Here is a 19,035-nt window from a genome sequence, read left to right on the forward strand (position 1 = left end):
CGAAAAAGACCGTATCTTATTAGGCATGAGATACGGTCTTTTGTATAATCAGAAACCTTTAGAGTTTATCTATTAATTATATTGACATATTAATTAAGCATAAGTATAATTAAATATAAGCTAATCGTTTAAGTAAATTAATTAAAAAACTTTTGGGGGGGATAAAATGATTGATATCGATATTGAAAGAGTTCTCAAAGAAGAAGCAGAGGAAGAGGTTAGACAAAACATCCTTAGATTTTGGCAAAGTCGCGGTGTGGATAAAGAAAATGGTGGATTCTTTGGATATATAGATAATGATTTAGGAGTAGACAAAGAGGCTCCTAAGGGCGCTGTATTAAATGCGAGAATCCTTTGGACTTATTCTAAGGCGTACAATATTTTCAAAGAAGATGAATATCTTAAGATGGCAAATGTAGCTTATGAATACATTAAAAACTATCTATGGGATAAAGAATTTGAAGGTCTTTTTTGGCTGGTAGACTATAAAGGGGAGCCCCTTAATACAAAAAAGCAAATATATGCTCAAGCTTTTGGAATATATGCCTTAGTCGAATACTATAGGGCGGCTAATAGCAAGGAAAGCCTAGATATAGCAATAAAGCTATACAATCTAATAGAAAAGCATAGTTATGACATAGATTATAAAGGATATTTTGAAGCTTGCTCGAGGAATTGGGAACCTACAGAGGATTTACAATTAAGCGAAGTGGATATGAATGAAAAAAAATCTATGAATACTCATCTACACGTTTTAGAAGCCTATACTAGTCTTTATGGGGTATGGAAAAACAAGGATTTTAAGCTAAGATTTAAGGAATTAATTGAAATTACCTTAGACTATATAATAGATAAAAGTAGTTTTCACTTTAAATTGTTCTTTGATGAAGCGTGGAATTCGAAGTCAAAGGTTATTTCCTATGGTCATGATATAGAAGGGAGCTGGCTTTTAGTTGAAGCAGCGGAGACTTTAGGGGATAAAGATTTATCGAACTATATAGAAAAAATATCCATATCAATGGCTCAAAAGGTATATGAAGAGGCTATAAATAAGGATGGCTCAATAATAAATGAAATGACACAAGAAGGAGATTTGGATAAAACTAGGGTTTGGTGGGTACAGGCAGAAGGGGTGGTAGGATTTTTAAATGCCTATCAATTAACTAAAAAACAGTACTTTTTAGAAGCGGCATATAATACCTGGAAATACATTAGGGACCACATTGTAGATAAAAAAAAGGGAGAATGGTTTTGGGGACTTTCAGAAAATAATGAGATAAAAAATGAAAAACCTAAAGTGAGTCCATGGAAATGCCCTTATCACAATAGTCGGACCTGTTTTGAAATAATTAAAAGAACAATGAAAGGCAATACTTCGGAGATTAATATGAATCCTGGAAAAGAATTCGATGAAAGATTAAAAAAATTATTGCGTCAATATGAAAAATTAATAAATTGTCAGAATGAAAAACTAGAAGATACGAATGGCGTTTTTTTCCGTTATAAATATCCCGTCCTAACTAAAGACCATACGCCAATTTTTTGGAAATATGATTTAGATATGGACACCAATCCTTATTTGATGGAAAGGCTAGGAATCAATGCGGTATTTAATGCAGGGGCAATTGAACTTAATAATAAATTTTATTTAGTTGCTAGGGTTGAGGGTAATGATAGGAAATCATTTTTTGCTGTGGCAGAAAGTGATACAGGTATAGATGGCTTTAGGTTTTGGGATTATCCCATATTGATGCCTGAGACAAAGAATCCAGATACAAATGTTTATGATATGCGTTTGGTAAAACATGAGGATGGATGGATTTACGGTCTTTTTTGTACTGAAAGAAAAAATCTTAATGTCCCTCTTGGAGATACTTCCAGTGCCATAGCCCAATGTGGCATAGCAAGAACAAAGGACCTAAAGCATTGGGAAAGACTTCCGGATTTAGTAACCAAATCTCCACAGCAAAGAAATGTAGTTTTGCACCCTGAATTTATTAATGGTAAATATGCATTTTATACAAGACCACAAGATGACTTTATAGAAGCCGGCAGTGGCGGGGGGATAGGCTTTGGATTTTCAAAGAGTATGGAAAATCCTATTATTGATGAGGAAAGAATTATCGATGAAAAAGTATATCATACAATAAAAGAAGTGAAAAATGGCCAGGGGGCAGCACCTATTAAAACGGCCAAGGGGTGGCTTCATATTGCCCATGGTGTTAGGAATACTGCTGCAGGCCTTAGGTATGTGCTATATGCCTTCTTAACCGACTTAAAGAAGCCTGATGAAGTAATAAGCGCTCCCGGAGGGTATCTTATAGCCCCAGAGGGAGAGGAAAGAATCGGGGACGTGTTAAATGTAGTATTTTGTAATGGGGTTATTGCAAGAAAGAGTGGAGAAATATACATATATTATGCTTCTTCTGATACACGCACCCATGTGGCAACAACAACAGTAGATAGACTTTTAGATTATGTACTTAACACACCGTCTGATCCGCTTTATTCCTATGCCTGCGTAAAGCAAAGGTATGAATTAATAGATAAGAACCTTAAGCTTATGAAGAGTTAGACGGATTAAATATTTATTGGGGGGAAAATTATGATTGAAATGACTTTAAACGGACAATGGTTAATGAAAAAAGTTGATGATAGCAAATGGATGGGGGGCGAAGTACCCGGCTCCGTTTATAAAGATTTTTTAGATAATGGTATAATACCTGACCCCTATTACAGAGATAATGAAGAAAGCATTATGAAGCTTTCTGATTATGACTATGAATATAAGAGAAATTTCAAGATTGATTGCGATATGCTCTCTTATGATAAAGTTTATTTATCCTGTGATGGTATTGATACTCTAAGTACCGTGGAGATTAATGGTAAAGAGGTATTAAAGACAGATAATATGCATAGTCAATATGAAATAGAGATAAAAGATTTTTTGATAGTAGGTGAAAATGAAATAAGGGTGGTTATATATTCTCCAACAAAATATATAAAGTTAAAAAACAAAGAACAGTTCCTGTGGAATACGTCAGATGCTCTAAAAGGCATCGGACATATCAGGAAAGCCCATTATATGTTTGGATGGGATTGGGGACCAAAGCTTCCTGATATGGGAATTTGGAGAGATATTAGCCTTAAGGCATATTCCAAAAAAAGAATAAAAGATATATATATAACCCAACACCATAAGAAAGAAAAAGTAATATTAGATTTGGATATTTCATGTGAAAACTGGGAAAACAATTTTAATGACATTACTATACAAGTTACTTCTCCTGATGGAGAAAGCATAGAATTTAAAAAAGAAAATATGAGTAATAAAGATAAGATACAGATAGATATTTTAGACCCTAAATTATGGTGGCCTAATGGATATGGGGAGCAGCCACTATACAAAATCGAGGTAATCTTAAAAGAAAATGCAAGAATCCTAGACAAAAGATTCTTAAGAATTGGTCTTAGAACCCTAACCATTAAGCAGGAAAAGGACAAATGGGGTGAAAGTTTTGCCTTTGAAATTAATGGGATAATGATATTTTCTAAAGGGGCAAATTATATCCCAGAGGATAATATCCTTGGGCGATGCAATAAAGAAAGAACAAAAATGCTCATAGAAGACTGCATTGATGCAAATTTTAATACCATAAGGGTATGGGGTGGAGGAATATATCCAGAAGATTACTTTTATGATTTATGTGATAAATATGGTCTAATTGTATGGCAGGATTTTATGTATGCTTGCACAGTTTATGATTTGAACGGGGATTTTAAGAAAAGTATAGAAAAAGAGACTATAGATAATGTAAAGCGGATTAGGCATCATGCTTGTTTAGGATTATGGTGTGGGAATAATGAAATGGAATCCGCTTGGGTGGAATGGAATTTTCCTAAAACCCCAAAATTAAAATGTGATTACATTAAGCAGTTTGAGGTATTGATTTTCGATATAGTAAACGAATATGACCCTAATACCTTTTATTGGCCTTCATCTCCATCTTCAGGGGGGAATTTTGATAATCCTAGTTCGGAAGCAAAAGGAGATATGCACTATTGGGGGGTATGGCATAGCAGGGAACCTTTTACGGCATTTAGGAAGCATTACCCTAGATTTATGTCTGAATTCGGTATCCAGTCCTTTCCGGGAATTAAGACTATAGAAAGTTTCACACTACCGAAAGATAGGAATATTTTTTTCTATGTAATGGAATCCCATCAGAAAAATCCTACAGGAAATGAAAAGATATTTTATTACATAGCACAAAACTTTAAATATCCCAAAGACTTTGAATCCGTTTCTTATACTTCCCAATTGGTTCAGGCTGAAGGAATAAAATATGGGGTGGAACATTGGAGAAGGAATAAGGGAAGGTGTATGGGGGCTATTTATTGGCAGCTTAATGATTGTTGGCCTGTAGCTTCTTGGTCTAGCATCGATTACTATGGTAGATGGAAGGCCCTACATTACTATGCAAAGAGATTTTTTAATCCCGTGCTGATATCTGCGAAAGAAGAGGGTACCTTAGTAAAGCTTCATATTGTAAATGATAGGTTAGAGGATATTAAAGGAAAAATCAATTGGAAATTAAGGGATAATAGATTCAACATTTTAGAAGAAGGAATAAGGTCTGTGGAAATCCCTAGGAATAGTACGGGTATGTATGAAGAATTGGATTTTAGAAAGAGTTTAAGTAACTTTAATCAAAAATCAAAAACATATTTAGAGTATGAATTAATCATTGATAGAAAAATAGAAAATGCAGGAACCTTTTTATTTGTTCCGCCAAAGCACTTTGAATTATTAGATCCTGCCATCAAATGGGATATAGAAGAAACTACAGATGAATTTATTTTTAGTATATATTCTATAGCTTTTGCAAAGGCTGTAGAGATTGATACTAAGGAAATAGATATAAAAGTAGAGGATAATTATTTTGATATATCTAGTGGTAAGGTTTACAAGGTAATTTTACAAAAGAAAGACATTTCAAAACCGATATCCATGAAAGAATTAAGAAATAAAATAACGATAAAAAGCTTATTTGATACATTTTGATAAATATCTTCCCTCATTTTAAAACGCAAAAGAGCCCCATCTATGATGCGGGCTCTTTTGTGTTATATATTTTCAAAGGAAGGTTCACCCTGTTTCTTCCAAATTTTTTAGCCTTATAAAGGGCATCATCGGCAGATTTTATAAGGTCGCCTTTATTTTTTGCTGTATCGGGATAAACGGATATTCCTATGGAAACAGTAATATTAACAGGGGGGCCAATGTCGATATCAAAAGGATTTTCTTGAACAGCTATACGAATTTTTTCCGCCATATCATAGGTTTTAGACATGGAAGAATTAAAAAGTAAAATGCAAAATTCTTCTCCGCCTATTCTAAAGACATTTTGGGGGGAACAGTTATTTTTTAATATAGATGCAAATTGTTTTAATATTTTGTCCCCAGCAGGATGACCATAGGTATCGTTTATATGTTTGAAATAATCAATATCCAGCATTATAAGAGAGAGTTTTGCATTTTCTTTAGAAACAGATGAAAATGCCTTTGAAAATTTCAGGTGAAATTGTCTAGTATTATTAATCCCTGTTAAAAAATCTTGGGTGGCTTGGGTTTTAAGATGAAAAAACAAATGATAGTTTTTCCTTATTATATTTAGAAGAATATATATATAAGAACTTAGTAATATACAAATGATAATAAAAAGATATAAGGGAGGGGATATGGATTTCGAATAAATAAAAAATGTTATAAAACAAGAAACATTTAAAAATATCCACTTTTTTAATAGAGAGAAAGGAAGTCTACCGATAATTGTGCAGAAAGCTATAATAAGTATACTTATTATAGCTTCTTCAAAGGAAGGGGTGGAAATAAAACGAAATCCAAGAAGTATAACTCCCCCTATTAAAGAAGAAATATAGCCACCTAATAGGCTTAAGGGGGAAAGAATCGTCCATAAAATGCCTAAGTACAATAAGGAATTTGCAGGGAAATTAGGATAAAAAAGCAAGAATATTCCGGTAAATCCTCCTACTAGGCCGAGAGTTTGTTTTTTATATTCATTTTCCTTAAACCAATAATCCTTAAATAAAATACTGCCAAGGGTTACAACAGAAGTAACCAAAAGTAGTTTACTTAAAATTTCATAGGGCATATGAATTCCTTCTTTTTCATAATTTAGAATTATAGCTGTATAATACTATTATAAGTATTTTCACATAAAATACAAATAGAAATGGTTCGAAATTACTACAAAGATATAATATTATCGGATTAGCATGAAGGTTTTAGATATTTATTCCTACTGGACAAGTGGTAGATTCTATGTTAAAATAAGTTGTTGTTTGGACAAGTAAATAAGTGATGGGTAGTTGCCAAGCGGTAAGGCTCAGGATTCTGACTCCTGCATGCGAAGGTTCGAATCCTTCCTACCCAGTCATCGCGAGCGGGTGTGGCGGAATAGGCAGACGCAGCAGACTCAAAATCTGCCGGTGGCAACACCGTGGGGGTTCGACTCCCTTCATCCGCATTAAATAAAGTAGAGTACATATGTACTCCACTTTTGCGTTGGTTGCCAAGATTGTTCTATAGGCTTTACGGCTATTCTAATGCATTTTTACCCTATAATATCTTTTAGAGAGCAATAGATAGCAACCTTTATGACCATCTTAAAGTTTACCCCCAAATAAAGCCAAGAAAAATTTTAATTGTATTTTCCTTTTATCTCTAAAAAGCATTCTGGTATCTCTTCGTTTATTAGATACATCATATGAGCCAGTTGGTTACTTGCCTCTTGGTTTTCTGCCTTATTATAATCAATGCTCGCTTGAAGTTCGTCGATGTAGGGGATGACATCTCTTTTAGAGGGCTCAAATTGCTCTAAGGATTTAGCCAATATTTTACCGTCTACGCCCCAAGTTTTTGCAAAATTGGCTGTTTCCTTTTTGACCCTTGCTCGTTTCCAATTTTCAAAGTCTTGGTCAAAATCCAATTCCGCTCTTATATGCCCGGTCAATAGTTCAGTTTCCACAAACTCTTTAAGCAGTTTAGCCTGTTCCGCCTGACCCATATCACTTAGTTCCTGTATTTCTTCATAAATTAGCCTAAGAGTTTCATCGTCTACGGTTTTAAAACCCTTCTCGTTCTTTATTCTAGAGCCTATAAGGCTTAATATATGCTCATCCATTTTAAATCGCTCGTTCTGCCACACATATTCATAGTACTGCATAACAGTCCCCAGTTGTTTAGAAGTATCCACAAAACATAAAATAAAATACTCCTTTGCTTTGGCATCAGATTTTAGACTTTCCCATTGCTACTATATCCTCAAAATATGCTTCTTTGCCTTCCATAAGCTCTTTGACTAAATTGTTAAGTTTAAAGGTTGTGGTTACTATGATGCCTCTCTTTGGTGATATTAGTTGCTTCTTTAGCTGGTAGGTATGTTTAGTATCATCAACTGATACGGCTTCATAGGCGGAGTAAGCTTTAAAGTTTTCACTAGTACTTTTATCCAGTTCATTTCTGTCTACTAGGAAGATAACCTTATCAAAACCACCACGGGTAGAGAGAAAGAGGGCGGTCTTAAAGCTGGTAATTGTCTTGCCCGAACCTGTGGCAGAATAAGTACAGCTGTAAATGATAAACAAGGATTTACACCTATAGCACTATTATTATCTTAATAAAATCCTATTTTTTATCTTCTACACTTTGCAACTTAGTTTCCATATCCTCCAAGGCCTTGATATAATCCTTTTCTACTTTTGAAATATCATCGATGTATAGTTCCTTATATTTTTTATATTCTTCCTTTGCCTTAAGCTCAGCTGTTTTAGCACTAATCTTTCCAGCATGAGTTAGAATTTCATGCTTGGACAGTTTAAGAAATCCATCCAAGGTCTCAATCCAATCTAACATATACATAGGTATTCTTCTTCTTGCTTGCATTTCAGCAAATTCAAGATAAGCAGAAACTATGCTATTTAGTGCAGATAATTCCTCTTCTGTACAATAGTTTTTTGCAACTAATGCATCCGCTTGTCTTGGTTGTTCTCCTTTAAAACTTAGCATTCCCATATAAGGCTTGTCTGCATCTGCTGAGTAATATATCTTTTCTGCAGCAGTTTGCCCATGAGCTGCCCAATGCATTTTGTTCTGTACTGTTTTAAAAAACAAAGTTGATTCACCAGTTTTAGGGTTATAGTCAACACTTGTTGCATAAATATCAAGTATTTTTCTCCAGAATACCTTTTCTGATGAACGTATATCTCGAATACGTTCTAACAACTCATTAAAATAGATTCCGCCACCATTATTTTTAAGAAGATCATCATTTAGGGCAAACCCTTTTTTCATATATTCCTTTAAAACATTGCTGGCCCAAATTCTAAACTGTGTACCTCGCAGAGATTTCACACGATAACCCACAGAAATAATAACATCCAAGTTATAATAGTCTACTTGGTATGTTTTTCCATCGGTTGCAGTTGTTGCAAAATTTGCAACAACTGAATCTCTTATCAGCTCACCCTCATTAAATATATTTTTTATATGCCTCGAGATAGTAGATTTATCACGCTGAAATAATTCAGCCATCTGATCTATAGAAAGCCAAACCGTATCATCCTCAAAAGTCGTTTCTATTTTAGTCAAACCGTCTTCTGTTTGGTACATTATAATTTCAGAGCTCATATTCATACTCCTTACATGATTTTATTTTTTATTTCAATGGTTCAATATAAGAAAGGAAGTCCACTAATCCTTTTTTTAGTTCATAGACCCCAATATAAGGCTGCTCTATATACCACATTGAATTTTTATTATAAATAAATATTCTATATACCCAATCCTCACTCATTGTATTGAGGTTAAGAGTATAGTAATCTCTTACCATGGGCCTATCATGTACTGTCATTATTCTTGTAGGTTTCGCACCTGATAGAATGTTTAATATTTCTGTAATTTCTTCATTATTTGTATACTTTACTAGAAGATTATCCTTATCTATTTCTACAACATTAACCTCATTTGCTAGGGGTAATTTTATAGGTTTGGCTAAAGGAAAAGTATTTATATAAATCACTGATACACTAATAATTATAATAAAAATAACAACTATACCAATACGTATTATTCTTTTCTTCAAATTCTTCTCTCCTAACTTTTCGATTAAGGAACCTGGTACTTTACAAAAAGTTTTTAATTAGAACTACCCTTCTTTGATTTCCTTGTCCGAATAATCAACCAGAGTTTTCCTACATTTCTTACAAAACCTTACATAATAGTTGGATCCGCCGCATACCATGTTTGAACTTCATTTGCTTCATTACGTCCCTTTATCCAAGCTACTCCAAAAATAAGTTTTTGTGATTTTGTGGTTGGAAGTATGTGATATCCCAAACCATTGTGAAGGTTAACGCTATCGTAATCATAACTACTAATCCTTTTACCATCTACGTAGATAGTATCAGCTGCAATTCCAATGGATAATTTAATGTCATCTTGATAAAAAGCTTTACATTCCAGCCCTTCTCCTGACTCATCATAAGATTCAATACTACTAAAATCAATTCCTTCCAAGGTACAATAAATTAGTTGAGGAAACATATCATTTTCATATTCTACAATTATCTTATATCTACCATCGATATCTGGAAATATATTTGAATTGCAATCAAGTTTAACTATCTTATATTTTATTTTGTTAGCATTATTATATATAGCTACAACTCCTAATGGTGTTATTAGTTTTTCCATTTAATCACCTAACCTTTAGTTCATGGATATTTGCTACATATTTATCTACATATACGCAACTGATTACCATTTCAAATATATTTATACTATATAATCTTAAATGATTAAAGAACAAGCTCCTACCTCATGCACTACTTACAACAATTATACCTAATTCCTCTAAGCAATGCATGGATTATTTTCAATAAAAGCCTCTGAAGCCCTTGATATTAAAGCATCTATGCACTCTGTCACTATTATGACACGAGCCCCGGTGGCAAAATAAGAGCTAGATTAAACAATCTAGCTCTTATTGGAAGTATTGTATCTATTGGTTATTTTTCTATTTGGATTTAAGAACTCTTTTCTTAAATGAGCTGAATTTTGAAATATATTTACTGGTATATAATAGAGCAATTATAAGCATTCCAAAAGCTAACCCCAAGCAAAAATCTGCAATATTTTTAGTAATACCAAGTCCAACTAAATCAGTATATTCCAAAATCATAAAAACAATAAAACTCACTACACCAATCCAGGAAAAAACATGTAATTTCCTCATCAGTTTTATTTTTTCATCATTAGTAAAATCAGCAACTTTCAATACAGTTTCTTTTAATTCTTCATTCATTTTTTCACTTCTCCTTTCCCCATCTAATAATTCTTCGAGATCCACATTATAATAATCTGCCAATTCAATAATTATGCATATATCTGGCAAGTTTGAGCCGGTTTCCCATCTGGATACGGTTCTATTGGATACACACATAATTTCTGCTAATTGTTCTTGGGTAATACTTTTCTCTCTACGAAGTTCTTTCATAAATTCGCCTATCTTCTTTTGATTCATTAATTTTTCCTCCTTTCTTTTTTAGGCTAAGGGAAATAAGTGAGATTTAACAGGACATAGATAAGGAAATAGCTTGTATTTCATAACTGGACACAAGATGTCTAGCTATTTTATTTGTACCAGTTCCATATGCTTCTATCGGTATCTGCCAGTTAGCATATGATATTACAAGTTTCTTAATCTTTGCTTTTGTAATTCTATGCAAAACCAAGTTAACTTTTAATAATAGTTCCTGAAGCCCTTGATACTAAAGCATTTATGCACCCTATCACTATTATGACACGCTCCTCTGTAGTATGCCATACATAGCCACCATGGGGGATTTTATCTTCATTGTCAAGACCAAAGGCTGCCAATTCCACTGCTTGCAGGGCATATACCTGATCGGGTCGCATTATCATATGTTTGCTGTTTTCTTCGTCTTCGTCGATAATTAAGTAGTCACCAACTAGCTGGTGAGCCATTGGTATCATTAGAAAACTGGCTATAACCTCTTTCCAATCGTTGATGGGTTATTGTCTCTATCTGCCCAGCCAAAGACAAACTTTGGATTAAAGTCATTTATAGTCTTTGGAGTTGCAAAATACCTTGTGGCTACTTCTGAAGTGACAACCATTATTTAGGAAAAAGCCATAAAGTTATTGGTATATTCGCCATCTCCATAGTATCTTTTAAACTGATAAAATGCCTCTGTTAAGGACTTGTCCGTTCTCTTTTGCTCAATATTAATTAAGGGTAAACCATTGATTAAAAGGACTATATCAAAACGGTTACCATTAGGTGTAGATACTTCACGGGCTATGGTATAGCTGGAATCACCACCGCTGACCTGTGCCTTTTTAAATATAGTCACTTAGTGTAAAATGATTGTAGGAAAAAAATAAAAGAGAATAACTCCTTATGTTATAATGCAAGTGCCAAAACCCACAAATAACAAAGAAAGGAATCATTCTCATGAATACTATTGTACATCAAATTATCGAAAAAATCATTAGTGGAAGTAACGAAAATTTAGAAAGTCTTTTTAAAAAGGATAAAGATATATCAACCTATATATTAAACACAAAAGGAATGTTAAATGGAATAGGGACAGATCTTGTCAAGATGGCATTAGAAATGGCAGATGAAATAGTCAAAGAATCAAGCAGCAGAAAAGAAAACTGGAATGTTCAAAGAAAAGCTGATGAGAAAGTATTATTAACACTGTTTGGAGAAGTTAATTATAAGCGAACCTATTATAAACATAAGCACAATAAGGAATATAGCTATCTATCAGATGAGATACTTTGCCTATCCCCTCATGAACGAATGGATGCTTCTCTTGAAGCAGAATTAATCACAAAAACCACCGATTTATCTTATGAAAAAAGTGGGAAAAGGTCAGCAACAAATTTACGTATTAGTAAACAAACAGTAATGAACAGTATTAGAAACTTAGGAGCGCTAGATTATGATGCATTGATCCCAACTACTAATTTGAAAGATCAAAAGAAGGTCAAAATTATATATATAGAAGCAGACGAAGACCATGTTGCTATGCAAGATGGTAGTAATAGACAGGTAAGATTAATCTATGTTCATGGAGGAAGAAAAAAACAAGCTCAGGGCGTACGCCGTGCAATAGTAAGTTCATCCGCATTGAAGTACGTGGAGTACATATACTCTACTTTTGTATATCGTGCATAATTTTCTAAAACACGGGGATAACTATGGAGAAGAGCATACTCCAATCCTAAATAGGAAATGACCTATTTAGGATTCTATCTAAGAATAGGTAAAACAAGGAATCCACACGAAGAATGGAAATAGTATTAAAGGTAATTTAAGATTTTAAGAAACAACTTATTAAAATGGGTTGAAAAAGTTCTAAGAAGAGTATATAATTAAGATGAAGTTATTAAAATGCATTTAAAAAGTTTAGGAGGGATCTTATGAAAGAATATTTTGAAGGTGTAAGTAAGATTCAATATGAAGGACCAAATTCTACTAATCCTTTAGCATTTAAATATTATGACCCAAATAAAGTAGTGGCAGGAAAACCAATGAAAGATCATTTTAGATTTGCCATGAGTTATTGGCACACTCTAACAGCTATGGGTACTGACGTATTTGGTGAAGGAACAGCCCAAAGACCTTGGGCGGGCAAAGAAGGAATGGAATTAGCTAAGGCAAGGGCTGAGGCAGGATTCGAATTTATGAGTAAACTAGGCATAGAGTATTTTTGTTTTCATGATCTTGATATTGCCCCAGAAGGTAACTCATTAGAAGAAAAATTTGCTTACTTAGATGAGATTTCCGATTATATTTTAGAGTTAATGCAAAAGACAGGTATAAAATGCTTATGGGGAACAACTAATGCATTTGGAAACCAAAGATTTGTTCATGGGGCATCTACCTCTCCTAATGCCGATGTATTTGCTATTGCTGCTGCACAGGTTAAAAAAGCAATGGATATTACCAAAAAGCTCGGTGGAGAAAACTATGTATTTTGGGGTGGAAGAGAAGGTTATGAAACCCTGCTTAATACGGATACAGCCTTGGAGCAAGATAATTATGCAAGATTTTTGCAAATGGCAGTGGATTATGCTAAGAAAATAGGTTTCACAGGACAATTCCTAATTGAGCCTAAACCAAAAGAGCCTACAAAACATCAATACGATTTTGACGTTATGACTGTTTTAGGTTTTCTCAGAAGATACAATTTACAAGATTATTTTAAGGTGAACATAGAAGCTAATCATGCGACATTGGCAGGCCACACATTCCAACACGAACTTAACTTTGCTAGAATCAACGGTGTATTGGGAAGTATCGATGCTAACCAAGGAGATGTAATGTTAGGCTGGGATACGGATCAATTCCCAACTAATATTTATGATGCAGTTTTAGCTATGTATGAAGTACTTAAAAATGAAGGTATAGCTCCGGGAGGATTTAACTTTGATGCTAAGGTAAGAAGGGGTTCCTTTGAGGTAGAAGACCTATTTATCGGATACATTGTTGGAATGGACACCTTTGCTAAGGGACTTATGGTAGCGGATCAAATGCTTTCTGATAAGGCATTAGAAAGTTTTGTAGAAGAAAGATATAAAAGTTACACAGAGGGTATCGGAAAGGATATCGTAGAAAATAAAGTTGGGTTTGAAGAATTAACAGCTCACGCTCTTAAAAATGATAAAGTTGTTAATAAATCTGGTAGGCAGGAAATGTTAGAAGATATCGTTAACAAATACATCTACACTGTATAATCCATTAAACATAGGGTCGTCTTCCATGGCGGCCCGTTTTATATCAAAGGTGAGGAGGAATATAATGATATTTTTGGGGATTGATTTAGGTGCTTCTTCTGTAAAGGTATTGGCAGTAGACCAAGAAGGAAACATTCTAGGAGAAGCATCAAGGGAATATCTGGTACATTATCCTAAAAGCAATTGGGCGGAACAAAACCCTGAGGATTGGTGGGTTAATACCAAAGAAGCAATAAAAGAATTAATAAGTAAAAGCAATATCCCGTCTGATAAAGTCCGCTCCATAGGCTTTAGTGGTCAGATGCATGGATTGGTAGCTTTAGATGAAAGTAATAATGTGTTATTTCCTGCTATATTGTGGTGTGACCAAAGGACCACAGAAGAATGCGAGGATATTACCAATCATTTTGGACAGGAAAAATTAACAGAACTTGTAGGAAATAAAGCCTTAACTGGCTTTACTGCTCCTAAAATATTATGGGTTAAGAAAAATAAACAAGAGCTTTTTGAAAAAATTCGCCATATACTTCTTCCTAAAGATTATATTCGTTTTAAATTGACAGGAGATTATGCAACGGATGTTTCTGATGCCTCGGGAATGCTTCTTTTGGATGTTGAAAACAGAACTTGGTCCCAGGAAATGATAGAATACATGGGAATTGATAAGGATTGCCTCCCCAAATTGTATGAATCCTATGAAATAACAGGGAATCTCACAAAAGAGGTTAAAGAGGAACTAGGGTTAAGTGGAGATGTGTTAGTTGTTGGTGGGGCTGGAGATAATGCTGCTGGTGCTATAGGAACGGGGACTGTAAAAGAAGGGACTGTAATGGTTACCTTAGGAACATCTGGGGTTGTATTTGCCGCCCATGATGAGTATGCAGTAGATAGTAAAAACCGACTTCACGCTTTTTGTCATTCCAATGGAAAATATCATTCTATGGGGGTTATGCTTTCGGCAGCTAGTTGCCTTAAATGGTGGGTGGAAGAAGCAAATAAAGGAATGGATTTTGATGAACTTTTAAATGAAGCGGCGCTATCTAAGCTGGGATGTGACGGTGTAATATTCCTTCCCTATCTGATGGGAGAAAGAACCCCATATGCGGACCCTAATGCCAAGGGAACATTTTTAGGACTCTCTATGACGAGTACAAGGGGGGATATGACAAGGGCAGTTTTAGAAGGAGTTGCCTTTGGACTTCGAGATTCCCTTGAAATTTTGAAAGATATAAAGGTGAATATATCACAAATAATTGCCATTGGAGGGGGTTCAAAAAGCCCTCTTTGGAAACAAATTCTTGCAGATATTTTCGGTCAGACCATAGAAGAAATAAATACAAATCAAGGAGGAGCCCTAGGGGCTGCCATACTGGCAGGAGTAGGAGCAGGGGAATTTAAGACTATTGAAGAGGCCTGCACAAAGTTCATAAAGGTTGTTGGTTCGGTTAAACCTATAGATGAAAATGTAAAAAGATACAATAAAATTCATAAGATTTATACCAAAGCTTACGAATCCTTAAAGGATTGGTTTGAATTAAGTGCTAATATATAAATATAAAAGAAGATGATTTTTAAATCATCTTCTTTTGCTATAAATATATATTTGTTGAGTATCCAAGGTATGCTATAATTTAGTTATAACAAAATATCAATCACATAAACAAAACTTGGGGAGGAATAGTATGAAGGGCTTTCAATTTAGAATAAGGGGAAAGATGACTGTTTTTTTTGCCGCTCAGTTGTTGCTATCAGGGATTATAATTTTTATGTTTATTTGGAATGGCATTAATGAATTAAATGATTACAATATGAATAAACAACTTCAATCTATTATTGACTTAGAATACAAGATATTTTCCCGTCAGTTTGAAGGGGAATGGAATATAAAGAACGGTAACCTTTATAAGGGAGATATTCTTTTAGAAGGAGATAGCGAAGTAGTAGATGCTGTAAGTGGTGCTACAAAATATTCGGTTGCCCTATTTTCAGAGGATAAGGCTATAGTAACTTCCATTAAAGACTCTAGGATTTCAGGAAAAACCTTAGAAGAATTAGGAGCAAAAAGGGAAACTGTAATGGAAGAAGTTCCATTAGAAAACGGCACATATCAGGCAATGCATAAACCTATTTTTGATGGAGAACAAAATTTAATAGGGACTTTTAGCATATGGGTTTTAAAAGAAGATGTTACAGATATAAGTCGTAGGATATTAATGAAAATTATGATGATTACTTTAGTAACGATTCTTATAGTTATTACTGCCGCATTTGCCTTTGGAACTATAATTAATAAATCTCTTTCTAGGGTAATTAGGGATGTTTTAAAAATATCCAATGGGGATTATTCGATAGATACTAAAAAATATAATACCAGCAAAAGAGATGAGGTAGGGGATTTATCCCGAGCTATTGTAGAGATGAAGGAAAGACAAACTAATATATTGATAAATATGTCAGAAAATGCAGAGAAGATGAATACTTCTTCAAAAAATCTCCATGAAACTGCTGAAGTTATTACAGCCCAGGTAGAAGAAATTACTTCTTCTACAGAAGATATAGCCTCTGTTATGGAAGAAATTGATGCCTCTGTTATGGAAGTCAATAACACTAGTGCAATGGTTACGGATAATATTAGAAATTTAGCAGAAGACATAAAAGAAAGCAATTTTACAGTAGAACAGATTAAAGGCAGAGCGGAAAATATGAAAGAGGCATCACAAAGATCTCAGGAAGAGACCAGTATTATATACACACAAAAGCAAGAAAAGATTCTAGAAGGAATCAGAAAAGGAGCAATAGTAAAAGAAATAAAAAATATGGCCCAGCTTATTTCAAGCATTGCTCAGCAGACAAACCTTCTTGCCCTAAATGCCAGTATTGAGGCATCAAGAGCAGGGGAATCTGGTAGGGGATTTGCCGTTGTAGCGGAAGAAATTCGAGTTTTAGCAGAGCAATCAGCAAAAACGGTTACCAATATAGATATTATAATAACTGAAGTATATGAAGCTTTTGAAAGCCTTTCAAGTAGTGGTAAGGAAGTATTAGAATTCATCAATGAAAGGGTTATAAAAGATTATAATTTGATGCTTGAAACCAGCATACAATATCAATCAGACTCTAAATTAGTCGATGAATTGGTACAAAATTTCATACAAACTACACAGGAGATAGCTGCTTCAGTTGAACAGATAAAAGGACAAATACAAAATGTATCCCAAGCAATATCAACAGCTACTCACAATACCCAAAGCATTTCTTTCGGGTTGAGGGAGACCACTGCAACCGTAGAAGGTATAGAATCCGTTGCGGCAATGCAAGCAGAGCTAGGAGATAAATTAACAGCAATCTTAAGTGGATTTAAAGTGAATTAAGAAAAGGGTTTATACCTACTCCATAGGTATAAACCCCATTTTTTCATACATTGCATAGCTAATCTTATTGCTAATGGGAAGTTTATTATCCTTTTGGAACTTATGGATTGCCCCTTTCATTCCATCACCGTATTTCCCATCGCAATAGCCATTATAATAACCCAAATCATTTAGCCTTTTTTGTATCATGAGTACATCAGAACCCGCATCCCCAGGTTCTAACACCCTAAAGTAGTCCCCAAAGGGTCCTAGTATCCCCTTTACTATAGTAACTTTTGTCCCATGGGGAATCGTTTTTTTGAGTTCTTTTGCATCTTTATTTTTCATACGAATGCAGCCATGGGACATAGGTCTGCCAATAGACCAAGGCTCATCCGTACCATGAATACCATATTTACCCCAGGGTACATTAAATCCCATCCAGGTTCCTCCAAAGCCTTCTCCCCAATCGGCCTTAGATATAATGGTCCAGGTTCCAAGGGGAGAAGGGGTACTTTGTTTCCCGCCTGACACAGGATAAACCTTTATTACTTCTTGGTTTTTAAATATATACATTTTATAGTAATCTAAATCGATGTGAATGGAGTATGTGTTTTTGTTTTGCTTAGAAAGAGCATGATAAAGATGAGTATAATTATAACGGTAATACACCATGTCACATAAAATCAAGCCCAAAATTAAGACTGGTAAGATCTGTCTTAGCAATGACTTCATAAAATTCCCCCTTAATTTGGGTAAGGTTAAACATTATATGATATGAAAAAAGGGGGATGGTATAGAACCAAAAAAGACCAAAGTTTAATTTGGTCTCTAAATGTATTTCTTAACTATTCTTATATCTTTTCCAATTAGTTTTAATGCTTTGTAATTACCAAATACTCTAGAAACAATTCTTTCTGAATATTGATTTTGCCAGTTGTTTGGAGAGAGATTGGTGGAAATGATAGTATGTTTTTTGTCTAAAAGCCTGACGTTTAGGCAGTTGAATAATTCCGCTCCTGTAAGGGCTGTGGAAAATTCTGTGCCCAAGTCATCGATTATAAGTAAGTCAACCGTAAAAATCGAATCCAAATAGGCTTTAGAATCTTCTGTTTCTTTATCTTTATTAAATCTTGCCTGTTCAAAAAGTTTAAAAAGCTGGAAGGCTGTCAGATATATTACAGTCTTTCCCCTGTCCAAAAGGTCCTTGGCAATACAGTTACATAGGAAGGTTTTTCCAAGGCCGGGATCTCCATAAAATATAATATTATTAAATTGCTCGTCAAACTGTTCTACAAAGCGAATGCAGTGACTAAAAATCTGTCTTATGTTTTCCTGTGGGGATATACCCGTTTTAGGATCAATCTCCCTAGGGTAATATTCAAAATTAAAGGTATCAAAATTCTCTATGGACAAAATATCTTTTAAATTGGATTGGTCGTAGGCCATGTTAATAAGAGTTTGTTTTAGACAACTACATGGAATAGTATCAATATAGCCAGTATCCTTACAGGAGGAGCACTCATAAAAGGGTTTTAGATAGTTTTTATTGTATCCATTAGTATGTAGTAACTCTGCTTTTTCAATAATTAAATCTAGATTTTTTTGTTCAAGGGATTTTAGAAGTTCTTCAGCCTTTTCAGGATTTTGCAAAATTGTCTTGGAAATTTCTATTCCTGTAGAAGCTAAAACTTTATCAATTTGAAAGATGCGGGGGATTTTATTATAGATTTCTTCCTGTCTAAGTTTAAGTTGCTTAAGAGAATTATCTCTTTTAATTTCATAATTTCTTAAGATGTTTTTATATTGATTTTCTTTTATAGTCATTTA

Annotated in this window: 14 protein-coding genes, 2 tRNA genes and 3 pseudogenes; 9 read left to right on the top strand and 10 right to left on the bottom strand. The window is 34.2% G+C overall.

Annotated elements, in window-relative coordinates; genetic code table 11:
• Positions 1-166 precede the first annotated feature (166 nt).
• The 3 genes and pseudogenes from GX308_08685 (at position 167) to GX308_08695 (ending at position 5,065) form a co-directional block, all read left to right on the top strand.
• Positions 167-1,372: pseudogene (locus GX308_08685) on the top strand (N-acyl-D-glucosamine 2-epimerase).
• A 15-nt stretch (positions 1,373-1,387) separates the two neighbouring features.
• Entirely contained in the window at positions 1,388-2,575 is a 1,188-nt protein-coding gene (locus GX308_08690; GenBank protein NLK22133.1) for a glycosidase, read from the top strand.
• A gap of 30 nt (positions 2,576-2,605) precedes the next feature.
• Positions 2,606-5,065, top strand: a complete 2,460-nt coding sequence (locus tag GX308_08695) for a glycoside hydrolase family 2 protein (protein NLK22134.1) — start codon at positions 2,606-2,608, stop codon at positions 5,063-5,065.
• A gap of 40 nt (positions 5,066-5,105) precedes the next feature.
• Here the strand turns inward: GX308_08695 and GX308_08700 are convergent, their stop codons facing one another.
• Positions 5,106-6,176: a diguanylate cyclase gene (locus GX308_08700; GenBank protein NLK22135.1), complete on the bottom strand. Its 1,071-nt coding sequence runs from the start codon at positions 6,174-6,176 to the stop codon at positions 5,106-5,108.
• Positions 6,177-6,386: 210 nt separating this feature from the next.
• Between GX308_08700 and GX308_08705 the strand changes: the two genes are divergently transcribed.
• Both GX308_08705 and GX308_08710 read left to right on the top strand, forming a co-directional pair.
• Positions 6,387-6,458, top strand: a tRNA-Gln gene (locus GX308_08705).
• A gap of 9 nt (positions 6,459-6,467) precedes the next feature.
• Positions 6,468-6,551 (top strand) — tRNA-Leu (locus GX308_08710).
• A gap of 174 nt (positions 6,552-6,725) precedes the next feature.
• Here the strand turns inward: GX308_08710 and GX308_08715 are convergent.
• The 7 genes and pseudogenes from GX308_08715 to GX308_08745 form a co-directional block, all read right to left on the bottom strand.
• The gene (locus GX308_08715) at positions 6,726-7,250 is read right to left on the bottom strand and encodes a hypothetical protein (protein ID NLK22136.1); all 525 of its coding nucleotides are present in this window, start codon (positions 7,248-7,250) and stop codon (positions 6,726-6,728) included.
• A gap of 118 nt (positions 7,251-7,368) precedes the next feature.
• Positions 7,369-7,638, bottom strand: a pseudogene (locus GX308_08720) (DEAD/DEAH box helicase family protein).
• A 73-nt stretch (positions 7,639-7,711) separates the two neighbouring features.
• Positions 7,712-8,719 carry a virulence RhuM family protein gene (locus GX308_08725; GenBank protein NLK22137.1) on the bottom strand — a complete coding sequence of 336 codons (1,008 nt, stop codon included), beginning with the start codon at positions 8,717-8,719 and terminating at the stop codon, positions 7,712-7,714.
• Positions 8,720-8,741: 22 nt separating this feature from the next.
• Complete coding sequence (locus GX308_08730; GenBank protein ID NLK22138.1) at positions 8,742-9,167, bottom strand: DUF5301 domain-containing protein; 426 nt, start codon at positions 9,165-9,167, stop codon at positions 8,742-8,744.
• A 128-nt stretch (positions 9,168-9,295) separates the two neighbouring features.
• The gene (locus GX308_08735) at positions 9,296-9,778 is read right to left on the bottom strand and encodes a hypothetical protein (protein NLK22139.1); all 483 of its coding nucleotides are present in this window, start codon (positions 9,776-9,778) and stop codon (positions 9,296-9,298) included.
• A gap of 322 nt (positions 9,779-10,100) precedes the next feature.
• Positions 10,101-10,607: a helix-turn-helix transcriptional regulator gene (locus tag GX308_08740; protein NLK22140.1), complete on the bottom strand. Its 507-nt coding sequence runs from the start codon at positions 10,605-10,607 to the stop codon at positions 10,101-10,103.
• A 212-nt stretch (positions 10,608-10,819) separates the two neighbouring features.
• Positions 10,820-11,460, bottom strand: a pseudogene (locus tag GX308_08745) (type I restriction endonuclease subunit R).
• Positions 11,461-11,561: 101 nt separating this feature from the next.
• On the opposite strand from GX308_08745, the gene GX308_08750 reads away from it, so the two are divergent.
• From GX308_08750 to GX308_08765, 4 genes are all read left to right on the top strand, one after another.
• The gene (locus tag GX308_08750) at positions 11,562-12,293 is read left to right on the top strand and encodes a hypothetical protein (protein NLK22141.1); all 732 of its coding nucleotides are present in this window, start codon (positions 11,562-11,564) and stop codon (positions 12,291-12,293) included.
• 245 nt (positions 12,294-12,538) lie between these two features.
• Positions 12,539-13,855 carry a xylose isomerase gene (gene xylA / locus GX308_08755; protein NLK22142.1) on the top strand — a complete coding sequence of 439 codons (1,317 nt, stop codon included), beginning with the start codon at positions 12,539-12,541 and terminating at the stop codon, positions 13,853-13,855.
• 64 nt (positions 13,856-13,919) lie between these two features.
• On the top strand, positions 13,920-15,407 hold the full coding sequence (gene xylB, locus GX308_08760; GenBank protein NLK22143.1) for a xylulokinase: 1,488 nt from the start codon (positions 13,920-13,922) through the stop codon (positions 15,405-15,407).
• A gap of 130 nt (positions 15,408-15,537) precedes the next feature.
• The gene (locus tag GX308_08765) at positions 15,538-17,226 is read left to right on the top strand and encodes a methyl-accepting chemotaxis protein (protein ID NLK22144.1); all 1,689 of its coding nucleotides are present in this window, start codon (positions 15,538-15,540) and stop codon (positions 17,224-17,226) included.
• Positions 17,227-17,241: 15 nt separating this feature from the next.
• On the opposite strand, the gene GX308_08770 is transcribed toward GX308_08765, so the two are convergent.
• Together GX308_08770 and GX308_08775 are read right to left on the bottom strand one after the other, a co-directional pair.
• Positions 17,242-17,940, bottom strand: a complete 699-nt coding sequence (locus GX308_08770; GenBank protein NLK22145.1) for a L,D-transpeptidase family protein — start codon at positions 17,938-17,940, stop codon at positions 17,242-17,244.
• A gap of 96 nt (positions 17,941-18,036) precedes the next feature.
• Complete coding sequence (locus GX308_08775) at positions 18,037-19,032, bottom strand: ATP-binding protein (protein ID NLK22146.1); 996 nt, start codon at positions 19,030-19,032, stop codon at positions 18,037-18,039.
• Positions 19,033-19,035 lie beyond the last annotated feature (3 nt).

The sequence above is a fragment of the Candidatus Epulonipiscium sp. genome (assembly GCA_012519205.1).
Taxonomy (GTDB): Bacteria; Bacillota; Clostridia; order Lachnospirales; family Defluviitaleaceae; genus JAAYQR01.